Below are 13,157 nucleotides of genomic sequence, written 5' to 3'. Positions count from 1 at the left end.
CAGTCAAAAGCGTTGCACGCGGATAACTTTTGATCGGATAAAATCGGATTAAAGGGAACCGCTTCTCAGTTAAACTCCGCAACGCTTCCCGCAGCCGGGGCAAACATTCCCTTGCGCCGGTTTTCACCACCGGCAAACACCAGGTAGCCATACTTGCCGTAGTGGGTTATCTTCAGCACATATCGCTCGGCCGCCCCGTCCGACAGGGGGAGAAAGAGGGCTGCGACCCGCCCGGCGGCAAGGGGGTGCCGCGTCACCACGAAAAGAAGCCCGTCGGAGCCGTTGAATCGCTCCCCGTCAACGGAAAACTCCCGGCGTGAGACGGATATTCCCCCTGGAAGTGCAGGAAAAGTCGTTTGTTGCTGCGGAGCCCCGCAGAAGAGGAGGTCATGGTCGCGAAGGCTTGTCGCGCCGATCTTGTCCTCGCTGACAACCGTCGCCCTCCCCTGCCCCAGGGATTCCAGCAGTAGCCTCACCGTCCCCTCACGCGCCTGACAGTTTTTAGTAATGACGGCCAGGAGATTCTTCGATCCCTTAATCCGGTTGACGGTCGGGGGAAGCTCGTCGGAGGAAAGGACGCGGAACAGCTCCACGTCGGGGTCCATAAGGAGTCGCCGGGGGAGATCAGAGCTGGAAAAACTGAACGGAGTCCGTTCCCGATCGACCCTCAGGGTTTGGCGAAGCGGGCCGCCGGCCGTCTCCAGCCGCAGCGGCAGAGAAACGTCGTAGAGAGGGGGAGTCTGGATAATCGTCCCGGTGACCACCCAGTTACCCCCCTCTTGCCGCCTGCTTATCCCGGCAAGGGCAAGGCGCGGTCCCCCCGGCCGTGCAAGCCACTGCTCCATGAAAGGGGTAAGGTCTTTCCCGACGCTTCGGGAAAAGGCGCGGGTAAAGTCTTGCCAGGTGGCGGTTTTGTAAAGTTTTTCCCGGCAAATCTCCCGCAGGGCCCCAAAGAATGCCTGATCACCGATTACGGACCGCACCATGTGAAAGACCATCGCCCCCTTGCCGTAGCCGATGGCGCGGGAAGCAGGGTCTACCCTGCCGGTGAAGTTACGCAACTGGAAATCCCGCTCCGGTGTCACGAGGGATGCGTAATCGGTCAGAAGGCGGAGCCGATAGTCCCGACCGGCCGCCGGCGACTTTTTCTCCTCAAGGAGATAGTCTGCCAGATAGGTGACCAACCCCTCCGACCAGTTGCCGTCCCGGTAGCCGACCAGGACTCCGTTCCCCCACCAGCAGTGGGCGATTTCATGGGGAAAGCTCGTATCGACGATGAACGGGAGGCGGATGATCGCACTCCCCAGGAGGGTGTACGAAGGAAAGCCGTAGCCGGTGGGAAAGAAGTTCTCCACTACGGCGAACTTCTCGAACGGATAAGGACCGAAGAGCCCGCTGTAGAAGCGGATGTACTTTGCGGCTGCGTCCAGATAGCGGGCCGAGAGGCGGGCATTGTCCGGGTAAAAATAGGTATAGATGTCAACCCCGTCCATGTGCCGCTCTTCGATCCGGTAAGGGCCGGCGGAGAGTGAGAGATCACCGACCGGCTTCAGCTCCTCCCAGGTGGAGCGCGTGACGCCATGCCCGGTCTCCCTGGCAATCCGTCTTCCCGAGGTCACCGCTTCGATCCCCTCTGGAGCGGCAATCCTGATTATCCGTCGTTCCGGGGTAGCTGCCGTCACCGGATACCAGCCGACACCGCTCCCGAGAAAAACACCCTGACCCGTAATGGCGCCATTCACTCCGTAGCCGGGATCCTCGCTGCTGGTGGGGCGTTCCGGCACCGGATCGTTGAAGGTGACGCGGTAGCTGACCGTCACGGAAACGGAAGCGCTTCCCACCTCTCGGGGAAGGTCGATGGCGAGCATGCCGCCGGCAAAGGAAAACGGCGCCACCTTCCCGGCCACGGCAACCCGTTCGATGGCGGCAGCCGGAGAGAGGGAGAAGGTGACCCTATTGACACCGGCGGCAAAGGTGACCGTGCTTGCTCCGGTCAGGAGGTGGCTCTCCGGGAAAAGGGTTACCGCGATCTCCTGCCGTACCGCTCTCGGCTCTCCCACCTCAGCGCATGCGGCGAGGGAGCAGAATGAAAGAATGAGCACAAGCATCGTCCGGGCTGCAAACCGCTTCACGGTGACAACCTGATGGTCGCGTACTCAGCCAGCAACTTCTGCAGATTCCTTATTTCGGGCGAGGATATCCCCACCTTGCCGGACATGATTTCGCCAGCGCGGATACCAGGCTTTCCGTAAAAGGCTGCATCGGCATCATCATCAATCTGCAGTGCTGCGCCTTCCAGGGAAACCCCGGCAAACAGGCCGCGGCTGCGCGAGTACGAATAAATCTCTGCCTTCAACTTCACGTCGGTTGCCGCTTCCAGCTTACGCCCCACCGGCCCCGCCGCCACTGCCGCATCGACACCCAGGGTGAATTTCCCTTTTTTGATCCCCTCGACACTTCGTCTGCTCTTGAACACCAGGATCACATCCGTGGATTGCGCACCGATTTGCCAGCCGACACTGCCGCCGGTAAAGTTGACGAAAACGGGATTGCTCCATTTCCCCTCGTTGTCGCGCACCATCAGCACACCGCTGCCATGCCGGCCGCCGACGATGAAGCCGAGCTTGATGACCCCCGGAATGATGGCGATGCCGTAGGCATTCTTTAACAGTGCCGGTGGAATTCCTTTTTCCGGGATGGTCATGATTTCCTTGACAACGCCTGTTGCCTCGTTAATCTTCTTCGCTTCATTTTCCGCAAGGGCAGAAGAAAGCGACATGCTGAACATAAGCACCATTGATACAATCGCAGACAATATTTTATATAATTTCATTGCGTGTACCCCCATTTCCGGATTGATTTCCGGTCTTGCTGCATGATAAACGGTCATCACCGTAACCATTTAACCCCAAAACGACAGTTAGCCACGAATGACACGAATGAACACGAATGTTTTTAACCACTTGTTAAGCCTTGAGTAGTCACCGACCTGATGAGTGTCTTCTGCATCACAAAAGCTTGTATATTCGTGCAAATTCGTGAAGATTCGTGGTTAAAATGCTTTATACAGGTTTAAGTATACCAGATGCCGGTCAGGAAGCTTCGGGCCGAGTTTTACCCATTTCGGCCGGCATTGGGTTCGGCGTGCAAAACGGCCTAAATATTTATCCATCCCTGCCGATAATGATAAATGATATTAAATTTCCTAACCGGGCAGCAACCTTTTGCCGGCGAAACTACCCATTGAGAGGCGATATTGAAAAGATCACTACGGCGGATCACAATCACGATCATGTTGTTGTTCATGGCTGTAGCCGGCCAAATGATGACCGGCGCTGAAGCATTTTCGGCAGAGCCGGTTTTTACCGAACAGGGTGAACAGGTTCGCAGTGACGAGATCAGCCCCGCCAAAACTTCACCGGATGCTGATGAAGCGTTGAAAGAGGCCGATCGCCTTTTGCATACCGCCGACGAGCAACCGATGTCTGACAAAATGGGTGAGGAACAGGCCAATGCTGAAAAGACTAAGTTGGAAGGGCAGGTCAAAGAAGCGACAGAACGGGAAAAGCTTGCCGCAGAAAAGGGAGCTCTGGGAAATAGCCATGCTGTGCAAAAAACAGCTGAAACTAACGACAACATAAAAAAGAAGAACGTTACTGCCGGTAAAGAAAAGAAAGTCTCACACCGCACCCGCAAAAAGAAAAATCACCGAAAGGCATACATACCCGGTTTATCACCCGTTATGGAGGATTTTCATAAAGACGACGGCATCCATAAGAAATCCACCGCCAGGAAAAAACCGGTACGTAAGCACACATCCGGTGCACGCAAAAAAGCCGGCAACAGGGCACATGCGTCGGTATCGCGCGTGCCCTTAGCGGAAATCAGGAAAATACTCTCCACCACCCGTAATTTCGACGGCATGAACCTAAGCGGCGTAAACCTCACAGGTTTCGACCTTACCGGTGCGAGTCTCAGGGGGGCAAATCTCACAAACTCCAATCTGGAGCGGGCCAATTTGCAGGAAGCCAATCTGGAGCGAGCCAATCTGAAAAGTGCGAATCTCTACATGTCCAGTCTCAGGCTTGCCAATATCAATGCGGCAAATCTGGACGGGGCAAACCTGGACAGAGCAATCTGGACCGAGGGAAGAATCTGCCTTGAAGGATCTCGCGGTTTCTGCAAGGATGTAATCCCCTGATTATAAGTGTCACCGCTATTTCCGTTCTTTCTTATGCGGGAGAAAAATAATCATGCATACCAGTCGGAACGGGTAAGCGGCAGCATGCTTCTCCCCCTGGCGGGCTTTACCAAAAGCGCCTGGTATATGTTGAGCCGGCCATGGTCGAAGTTGTAAGCCGAACCAGCCATGTAGAGCCGCCAGATCCGGTAAGTCATCTCATCGGTAACCCGGCGCACCACGTCACTCGCCCCTTCCAGACGCCGGACCCAGTGTCGCAACGTTAATGCGTAATGCTCCCGCAGGCTTTCCAGGTCACGGACCTCGAATCCGCTCTGCTCGGCGGAACGGATGGTAGTACTTATCGGCAACAGCTCGCCGTCGGGAAACACGTAACGATCTACGAATGAAGGCCCGTCAGGAAAAGGCTCGCTGAGGCTGCCGGCGATGCCATGGTTGAGAAATACGCCGCCAGGTTTGAGAAGCCGCCAGGCTCGCTCGAAATACTCCTGCAGGTGTGATGTTCCCACGTGCTCGAACATACCGATGCTGGCCAGCTTGTCGAACCGACTCTCTCCGAGTACCTCGCGGTAGTCGCAAACCTCCACACGACAACGGTTTTCCAACCCCAGCCGTCGGATACGCTCCTTTGCGAGTTCGGCCTGCGGCTGACTAAGGGTGATCCCAAACGCATCCACCCCGTAGTTCTCTGCGGCATGCATCACCAGGCTGCCCCAGCCACACCCTATGTCCAGAAAGCGTTCTCCGGCCTTAAGCCGCAACTTGCGGCAAATATAGTCGAGCTTTCGTTTCTGTGCCAGATCAAGGCTATCCTCTGATGCAGCGAAATAGCCGCAGGAATAGACCATCCCTTCATCCAGCCAGATTCTGTAGAAATCGTTGGAAACATTGTAGTGGTAGGTGACCGCCTGTTGGTCGCGCTGCCTGGAATGAAGCGCTCCTTTGAGCAGCGCTCCTCTCTGTGCAGCATGGGAATCAGCTCTGGTCGGTAACGAAAGAAGATACCTGCCGTAATGCATTTTCTCGAACAGGCTCCAACGGAGATTGATCAGAGTATCTGCCAGTGCAAAGGCCTCAAGGATATCGCCTTTTATGTCAAAATCATCGTAGATAAAGGCTTCGCCGAGGGTAAGCTGGTTCGGCGGCCAGAACATGCGGCGTAATGCGCCAGGGTGGTTGAGAACGAGCGTAAAACTTACCGGCAGGCCGGGCTCGGCATGCCAGATTGTCCCATCCCAGAACTGCACGTCAAAGTTACGCGGATGATGATCCGCAAGAAGTTTTTGCAGAAAAGCAAGGCTCTCCTGTACCATTCGGTCAGGGCCGGTAACGGGCATAACGAACATACGTCCTCCCACCCACCAAGTCTTACGCAATTTTAATACATTTCCGATCATTGGCAACAATGGGATGCGAGTAGAAAAGAAAAAAGGGGGCGGGCTGATCAGCCCATCCCCTTTTCTATTTTATGCTTCGGCAGCATCAGTGGCTGCGGCGAGAACGATTGACGCGCCGCTGCGGCGCACCGGCAGTATGGGCGGTCTGGCCGGGCTGCTGTTGCGCGCGTCCGGTGGCTTTCGGCTTGGCCGTACCAGCCTGGTTATGGGGTGAGCCTTGTGCAGTACCCTTCTTTGCTGCGACGGGTTTACGGTTCTGCGGTTCGCGCGGCGGGCGGACGAACTCGGTATCCTTCTTCGGCGCAGGCACACTGTAGTCGAATCCTTCCACGGTGCGGCGCTCCAAGGAACTTTTCAAGGCGCGTTCGATGGCGCGAACCATGGCTGTATCCTCACTGGTCACCAGGGTGAAGGCATCGCCGCTGCGGGCAGCGCGGCCGGTCCGTCCGATACGGTGGACGTAAGCCTCTGCTGTGTCGGGAATGTCGTAGTTGACCACATGGGAGATCTGGGAAACGTCAATACCTCGCGCAGCAATGTCGGTCGCCACCAGGATCTGGAAGGTGCCGTCGCGAAACCCGTCAAGCGCAGCCTGGCGCCGGTTCTGTGAGAGGTTGCCTTGCAACGATGCGGCCCGGTAGCCGGCCTTTTCAAGCTGTTCCCCCAGGCGCTTGGCGCGATGCTTGGTACGGGTGAACACCAGCACCGACTCGGTGTCGGTATGGCGAAGAAGCTCAAGGAGCAGGGGGGTCTTGAGATGCTGCTCGACCGGGTAGAGGGCATGGCTGACCGTGACCGGCGGTGCGGTATTGCCAACCTGAACCGTGACCGGATCGTTCAGAACCTCGTGGGCCAGACGCCGGATTTCGTCGGGCATGGTGGCAGAAAAAAGCAGGGTCTGACGCTGTTTGGGGAGATGTTTCAGTATCCGCCGTATGTCCGGGAAAAAGCCCATATCGAACATCTGATCCGCCTCGTCGAGGACCAGCACCTCGACCCGGGAGACGTCGATCGTGCCTTGGCCGATGTGGTCGAGGAGCCGCCCCGGACAGGCCACGACAATCTCGACGCCGCTTTTGAGCTTCTGTATCTGCGGGTTAATGTTGACACCGCCATAAACGGTGATGCTGCGGAGGCGGGTCTGCCGTCCCAGAGCACTGATCGACTCGTGAATCTGCTCCGCCAGCTCGCGAGTGGGGGCAACGATCAAGGCACGGACGTGTCCCTGTTTCCCCTGCATCAAGCGGTGCAGGATCGGCAATGCAAAGGCGGCCGTCTTGCCGGTACCGGTCTGAGCCAGGCCCATGACATCGCGTCCGAGCATAACCGGCGGAATTGCCTGTGCCTGGATCGGCGTGGGGCTGGCATAGCCTGCTGCCGTTACGCCGGCCGCTACATCGGGGTGAAAATCGAATGATTGAAAATTCATGAATCTCCTTCTTTCTGTAAAAAAAAAGCCCCGGTATTTTCCGGGGCTTACGATGAAGTTTCTTATCCGGGAGCTGCGATCAACTGTCATGAACGTAACAGCTTTGGGTAAAACATGTCAAGCGGATAATCCTGAAATAGCAGTTGGAGAGGGAGTGAAGGCAGCCCATCACCATCTCATGCGCTGCCCCTGTTGCGAGTCGTCCGTCCTTTGCAAGACCAGCACGGAAGCTGCTGACGAAGACGCGCTAGTGAAAATTTTGCGCTGTCCCAACTGCGGTGTGTACCATTCACTACACCCGACGTCGGCATCCAATGTGCTCTTTGCTTCGCCGGTTGGGCAATAATCGGGAATAAAGGCAATTCGCCCGCTCACTCAATCTGCTCAGCCAGATAGGTCTGGATTCCCATCTGGCTGATTTGGTCGAACTGCGCCTCGATCCAGTCGATGTGCCCCTCTTCCTCATCGAGGATCGACTGGAACAGGTCGCGGGAGCCGTTGTCCCCTTCCTCGACCGCCACCCGGATGCTCTCGTTGTAGCCGCGGATGGCGTCAAGCTCGTAAACGTGGTCGTTCTGATGCATCTTTTCAACCTCGGCGCCGATATGTATCTTGTTCAGATTACTGACGATGGGGCGACCGTCAAGGAAGAGGATGCGGGCTATGAGCTTCTCGGCATGCCTCATCTCAGCCATGGAGCGACTCTCAATCGCCTTGTGCAGCCGTTCGTACCCCCAGTTTTCGCACATCTCCGCATGGACCATATACTGGTTGATGGCCGTAAGCTCCTCGACCAGCCTCGCGTTCAACTGCTCGATGACCCGCTCGCTTCCCTTCATATCTTGCCCCCCTTTATGCATGGATGGCATACCATGCTGTATTGCCAATACAGATACGACGCAATGATTGAAACCGGCCGATGACTACGGCCCGTAGCCCGGATTTACACGACTCTTGATTTCAAGTATAATGTGGGCTACGTCTAATTCAAGGGCTGGAGAAATTTGGTTGTCCGCGACCGTAAATGGTTTCCAGTCAGGACCAGCGGTTCATTGCTGCAATCACTTGACACCATCTGGTTTAAAAAGGTATTAAGGTGACATCCGTTCAGACCGTGCTGCTGGCTCGTGAAATGCTCCGTGACCCGTACGAAAGGGCAAAGTAAATAGAAATAAACAACGAATCAACAGATAAGGATTGCATCCCCATGACACATGACAATGACAGAGAAAACCGGCCGCATCTGCGGCTGGTGGTAAACAACGCAGAAAAACGGAATCCCCGTCCTTCGACCAGCGAAGATGACTTCATTTCCTTTGAGGAACTGGCCACAAAACGGGACATCTTTCGCCCCGAGTTCTATCAGGACATGGACCAGTTGCAGAAGAATGTCTATGAGGAGCTTGAACGGTTTCTGGGCGGCAAGGGATGGCCGTACGGCCTCGACCCCCGCCATGGCCGGCTGCTGGTTCTCCCTGCCGGCGTGGTCTGCCCGGAAACAGCTGAGCATGGCGGCACCCAGCAGGACGAGATACTCGTCTACGTAGCGGAAGACGTGACCGGCCAGGGGCTCTGCCTTTCCCTGGAAATGCTCCTCCCCTACTACAGCGAGGACGAGGCGGTCATGGAAGACGCGTTCCTCTATGCCCCGGTGAATCAGTACGGTACGCTTTTCCTTGAGGAAAACCGCCATGACTCGTTCCTCGACCTTATCTACCGCTTGGCATTGCCCCTTTTCCCCCCCGACCTGACCGGAAAACTCCTCGACCGGCTGTTTGCCATTGCAGCGTACGAGCTGAAGGAAACGTTGCGCGGTCTGGCGGAATATCCGGCCGGGTAAGATCCAAAGCACCTTTCCGGCCGGAACCATTTCTGCAAGGAGACATCCATGCTTCCTTACCGCCGTTACCGCTCGTTCACCATCGCCAGCACCTTCTACCTGGCCATCCTCCTCGTTACCGGGTGCGCCCGGTTACCGATTGTCGGCGCCCTCCCCGACGGGGTCGCCGTCACCAGGCTGACCAGGGTCGAACCGGCATCCCCCTTTGCCTGGAACGACGGCGGGACGAAAATCGCCCTTGTCGCCGATACTTTCGTGATTTATAATCCGGCCGACGGCAAGAGCCAGCCCTTCGGCGCCGCGCCATACGAAATCGGCTGGTCTTCCGACGGCGAGCACCTGGCAGCCGTCTTTCCCCATGGCAAAGACGCCACACTGCGGATTTTCAACATGCGCGGTGCGGTTCTCAGCGAAGCAGACATCAGCGGCCACGTGACAAAACTGGCGTGGCGAAGCAACGACGAATTGCTCGTTGCCGCCATAACCGTCGAACAGTTGTCCTTCGGCGCCAATGTCAAGGGACTGCTCTACCGCTGGCAAGGGATCGGCAAGCCTGCGGCAACGACCCTCAGCGAAACCACGGTCAGGCCGTTCATCGCCAGATGGCCGGCGGAAAGACTCTATCAGACCTTCACCTTCGCCCTTTCCCCACTCAGTGACGAGATCGCCTATACCCGCTTGCAGGATCCCCCCGCATTCTCTCCCTACGTAAAGATATTCATCCGCAACCTGGAGAGCGGCGCTGAAAAGGAAGTGGCAAGTGCCACCGTCACCTCCGCCGGAGCGGTCTACTCCGCAGACGGCGAACGTATCCTTTACGGAGACGGCGCCAATGCCAGCCACTGGCTCGACCCCTGGATGGAAAAAGAACTGGCGACCATCCCCTCTCCCGGCCGCACCATCGCCCTGTCCCCCGGCAACCGCTATGCCCTGATCGACGGCCGCCTGTATCGGGACGACAAAGAAGTCGTCGCCTTCCCCGCGACGAGCGAAGGGGCCTTCGCCCCGATCGGGGGACGCCTCCTGGTCAGATACGACGACAACCTCTACATGATTTCAGGCCTTGGCGAACCCAAGGCGGACAAAACGGTTCCAGCGGAGAGGGAACGCCTCCTCACCCTGCGCAAATGGCGGAGCGAAGGGCTGATTTCCATCCCCGACTACCAATCCGCCCGAGAAAGGATGTTACATCAATGAAAAACCGCATCGCACAGTTGGCGCTCGTCGTCATCGTCGCCATTTCCTTATCGCACCCGGCAGCAGCCGAAGAGTGCATCCCCTGCCACCGGGAAAAAACTCCGGCGGCCGTTCACCAGTGGGAAACCAGCGCCCATGCCCGGGCCAGGATAGGCTGCGAGAAATGCCACGGCAGCGACCATGACAAGATCGTCAAGGGTGAGGCGAGGGTCGACATGAAGGTCTGCGGCCCCTGCCACCAGAAGGCGTTCAAGGAACACAAGGCGAGCCGCCACGGCATGGGACTCCATTCCGGCTGGGGCTGCACCCGCAACCTGGCCAACCGCGATCCCGCTGAATGCCGCTTCTGCCATGAGGAGGGGAGCACCGCGCCCCTGTCCGGGGTCCAGTGCGCCCGATTCCTCAAGCAAACGAGCGAGATGGCAGAGATCGGCTGCAACTATTGCCACAACGTGGAAAGCTCCTGCGCCTCCTGCCACACCAACCACAACACAAGCCTGGCCATCGTCCGCGATCCCAACTCCTGCGCCAAGTGCCACATGGGACCGGACCACCCCCAGTGGGAGATGTGGCAGACCTCCCTGCACGGCACCCTCAACGCCACGGCCGGCATCAGCACCGGCCCCACCTGCCAGACCTGCCACATGCCCAAAGGAAGCCACAACGTCTCCTTCGGCATCACCATGAGTTCCGGCGGCGCCCCCTACCCGGCAAAGCAGGCCGAACCGGCCCGCAAAGAGATGCTGCAAATCTGCAGCCAGTGCCATGCACCCGAGTTCGCCCGCAAGGACCTGGCACGAGGTGACGCGGTCCGCAGCCAGAGCCTGACTATTCTCAAGGAAGCGGAAAAGATCATCTGGGACCTGTCCGACCACGGCCTCCTCGACCCGATGCCGGAACAGCGCCCCGAGCACCCCTTAAGCGGCAGGAAGCTGGTCACCGACAACCAGATGCTCTATGAGGACACCTCCCACATCGAGCGGCTCTTCTTCAAGATGAAAAAGTACGACTATGCCCGGACCATCAAGGGCGCCTACCACCAGAACCCTGCCTACGCCCACTGGTACGGCAATGCCGAATTGAAGATGGACCTTGTGGACATCAAGGCAGAGGCAAACCGGCTGCGGGAACGGGGAGAAGCACATGTCGCGGGCAAGGGAGAGAACAAGGCCGCAGACCCCGCAGCAGCTGCGGAAGATGCTTTGCGCGCCTTGAAGAGCAAGGTGGAGCGTGGCGCCATGTCGGAAGAGGAGTACGCAGTGGAAAAGGCAAAGGTGCTGGACCGATTGAAAGGAAGCGCAAAATAAGAAGTCCTCTCCAACTGCCGAAGCCGGGTTGAAATTTTTCATAACGCCGGTAAAATTTGCATATGGTTAATCGTATGTAATTTTAAGACAGGGGGAGAGGGACCATGAGACAGACCGCCGTTAAACTGCTGACACTGATTTCTTTAATCGGCATTGTCTGCCCCAGCCTGTGCAAGGCAGCAGACGCAGGGTGGAAAGATGTCGGCATCAGGGCCGGCATTTCGGCCAAAGAAAAACATGAATTTTTTCACCAGTATGAAGTATTTACAACATATGGGCTGCCATGGGACTGGCGAGCAGCCTCAGGGTGGGGAGTAGCCTTGCAGATCAATGCCGCTGCCGGAGCTCTTCATGGCGGAGGAGAAACCGGTTTCATCGGCACCCTCGGCCCCGGTATCGTCCTGGATAAAGCCGGCAAAGGGCTGGCACTGGACCTGGGACCGAATGTCTGCTTAATGAGTCAAAGGACATACGGCCGGCAGGACTTCAACGGGAGGTTTCTGTTTATGGCCCATGTGGGTCTCACCTACCGTTTTGATTCGGGACCGGGGGTGGGATACCGTTTCCAGCACATGTCGAATGGGGGCATCTATGGCGGCGGCAACCCCGGCCTCGACCTGCACATGGTCGGCTTGAGCTGGAATTTCTGAACTATCGGGGATCAGCTGGGGGCTCCCTTCGGCAGGGCTCAATCAAACGATTACCCGGACAAAGTCCTCAACAGCCGTGATTCTCACCGGTGCATGGCAGTAATAATCACCATCGACCTGGATCGCCTTGTTGCCTGAAATCTCCAGTTCACGGGCGGGAAAAACGGCAATGTCCTTCCCCTGCGGCGGCCGCCCCGCAACCATGTCCAAAGCCAGCTTCAGGTACGTCCACCTCTTCCCGCCCCTGACGCAGAGCACCTGGAACCCCGGCGTAAAGATATCCGCCGCAGGGGCAAGGACAAAATCTCCCCCGTATTTTGCCCCGTTGCAGACGACTGCGCCATGGCATTCCACCACCCTGCCGTCGACCTTGATCTCCAGCTTCTGCCGGTCCCAGGCTGCAAGCGTTCGCAGCGCCGAGAGAAGATAGGCTCCCTTGCCGATGATCTTCTTCTCTCCCAGACGGACGTTTTCCACCACTGCGCCGTCGAAGCCGATGCCGGCCATGAGGAAAAAATATTTTCTTTCCCCGCGCGCCTCGATCAAACCGATCTGGAGCCGGCGCGTCCCGCCCCTGACGAGCTTCTGCACCGCATCATCAACTGATTTGATGTTCAGCTCCCGCGCCAGCACATTTGCCGTGCCGAAAGGAAGCACCCCCAGCGTCGCCCTGCCGGGAACAAGGCCGTTAACCACACCGTTGATCGTGCCGTCGCCACCGCCTGCGACGATGAACGGCTCCGCCTCCTCCGCACAGATGCGCCGGGCAAAGAGAGGGGCATCCGCCGCGCTGCCGGTAAGCATAAGTTCAGGGATAAGGCCGTGACCACGCAAGGCAGTCATGACCCTTTCGATTTTCTGCTGTGAATAACTCCCCGAAGTGGGATTTACAATCAAAAAACAACGCTCGGCCACCGGTACGGTCCCTCCATGGAATATATAAAAAGCATTTTAGCCACGAATTTTCACGAATTTGCACGAATATACAAGCTCTTGTGATGCAGAAGACACTTACCAGTTCGGTAACTACCCAAGACTTTACAAGGTGTTAAAAACATTCGTGTTTATTCGTGTCATTCGTGGCTAACTGCCGTTTTTGGAATAAACGGACAGCAAAACCCGCAGCTATTTATAGA

Annotated in this window: 11 protein-coding genes; 5 read left to right on the top strand and 6 right to left on the bottom strand. The window is 57.2% G+C overall.

Going from position 1 to position 13,157, the window contains the following annotated elements; genetic code table 11:
* Positions 1 to 65: 65 nt before the first annotated feature.
* Complete coding sequence (locus tag GURA_RS08330; RefSeq protein WP_011938538.1) at positions 66 to 2,132, bottom strand: M1 family metallopeptidase; 2,067 nt, start codon at positions 2,130 to 2,132, stop codon at positions 66 to 68.
* Positions 2,129 to 2,833 (bottom strand): lipid-binding SYLF domain-containing protein, encoded by a 705-nt coding sequence (locus tag GURA_RS08325; protein WP_041245847.1) that lies wholly within the window; start codon positions 2,831 to 2,833, stop codon positions 2,129 to 2,131. Before GURA_RS08325 ends, GURA_RS08330 begins: the two co-directional genes overlap by 4 nt.
* Before the next feature lie 423 nt (positions 2,834 to 3,256).
* On the opposite strand from GURA_RS08325, the gene GURA_RS24635 reads away from it, so the two are divergent.
* Positions 3,257 to 4,201: a pentapeptide repeat-containing protein gene (locus GURA_RS24635; RefSeq protein ID WP_198134543.1), complete on the top strand. Its 945-nt coding sequence runs from the start codon at positions 3,257 to 3,259 to the stop codon at positions 4,199 to 4,201.
* Between the two features lie 50 nt (positions 4,202 to 4,251).
* Here the strand turns inward: GURA_RS24635 and GURA_RS08315 are convergent, their stop codons facing one another.
* The 3 genes from GURA_RS08315 to bfr form a co-directional block, all read right to left on the bottom strand.
* Positions 4,252 to 5,547 carry an SAM-dependent methyltransferase gene (locus GURA_RS08315; protein WP_011938535.1) on the bottom strand — a complete coding sequence of 432 codons (1,296 nt, stop codon included), beginning with the start codon at positions 5,545 to 5,547 and terminating at the stop codon, positions 4,252 to 4,254.
* Between the two features lie 136 nt (positions 5,548 to 5,683).
* Positions 5,684 to 7,027 carry a DEAD/DEAH box helicase gene (locus GURA_RS08310; protein ID WP_011938534.1) on the bottom strand — a complete coding sequence of 448 codons (1,344 nt, stop codon included), beginning with the start codon at positions 7,025 to 7,027 and terminating at the stop codon, positions 5,684 to 5,686.
* Positions 7,028 to 7,398: 371 nt separating this feature from the next.
* Positions 7,399 to 7,866, bottom strand: a complete 468-nt coding sequence (bfr, locus tag GURA_RS08305) for a bacterioferritin (RefSeq protein ID WP_011938533.1) — start codon at positions 7,864 to 7,866, stop codon at positions 7,399 to 7,401.
* A 368-nt stretch (positions 7,867 to 8,234) separates the two neighbouring features.
* On the opposite strand from bfr, the gene GURA_RS08300 reads away from it, so the two are divergent.
* The 4 genes from GURA_RS08300 (at position 8,235) to GURA_RS08285 (ending at position 12,021) form a co-directional block, all read left to right on the top strand.
* On the top strand, positions 8,235 to 8,867 hold the full coding sequence (locus GURA_RS08300; protein WP_011938532.1) for a hypothetical protein: 633 nt from the start codon (positions 8,235 to 8,237) through the stop codon (positions 8,865 to 8,867).
* Positions 8,868 to 8,915: 48 nt separating this feature from the next.
* Complete coding sequence (locus tag GURA_RS08295) at positions 8,916 to 10,064, top strand: hypothetical protein (RefSeq protein WP_011938531.1); 1,149 nt, start codon at positions 8,916 to 8,918, stop codon at positions 10,062 to 10,064.
* The gene (locus GURA_RS08290; protein WP_011938530.1) at positions 10,061 to 11,371 is read left to right on the top strand and encodes a multiheme c-type cytochrome; all 1,311 of its coding nucleotides are present in this window, start codon (positions 10,061 to 10,063) and stop codon (positions 11,369 to 11,371) included. Before GURA_RS08295 ends, GURA_RS08290 begins: the two co-directional genes overlap by 4 nt.
* A gap of 104 nt (positions 11,372 to 11,475) precedes the next feature.
* Positions 11,476 to 12,021 (top strand): acyloxyacyl hydrolase, encoded by a 546-nt coding sequence (locus GURA_RS08285; protein WP_011938529.1) that lies wholly within the window; start codon positions 11,476 to 11,478, stop codon positions 12,019 to 12,021.
* A 42-nt stretch (positions 12,022 to 12,063) separates the two neighbouring features.
* Here the strand turns inward: GURA_RS08285 and GURA_RS08280 are convergent, their stop codons facing one another.
* Positions 12,064 to 12,936, bottom strand: coding sequence for a diacylglycerol/lipid kinase family protein (locus GURA_RS08280; RefSeq protein WP_011938528.1), 873 nt, complete (start codon positions 12,934 to 12,936; stop codon positions 12,064 to 12,066).
* Positions 12,937 to 13,157 lie beyond the last annotated feature (221 nt).

This window comes from Geotalea uraniireducens Rf4 (assembly GCF_000016745.1).
Lineage (GTDB): Bacteria > Desulfobacterota > Desulfuromonadia > Geobacterales > Geobacteraceae > Geotalea > Geotalea uraniireducens.
Note: the sequence above shows the minus strand (reverse complement) of the source record. Positions and strands in the feature narration are given on the sequence as shown.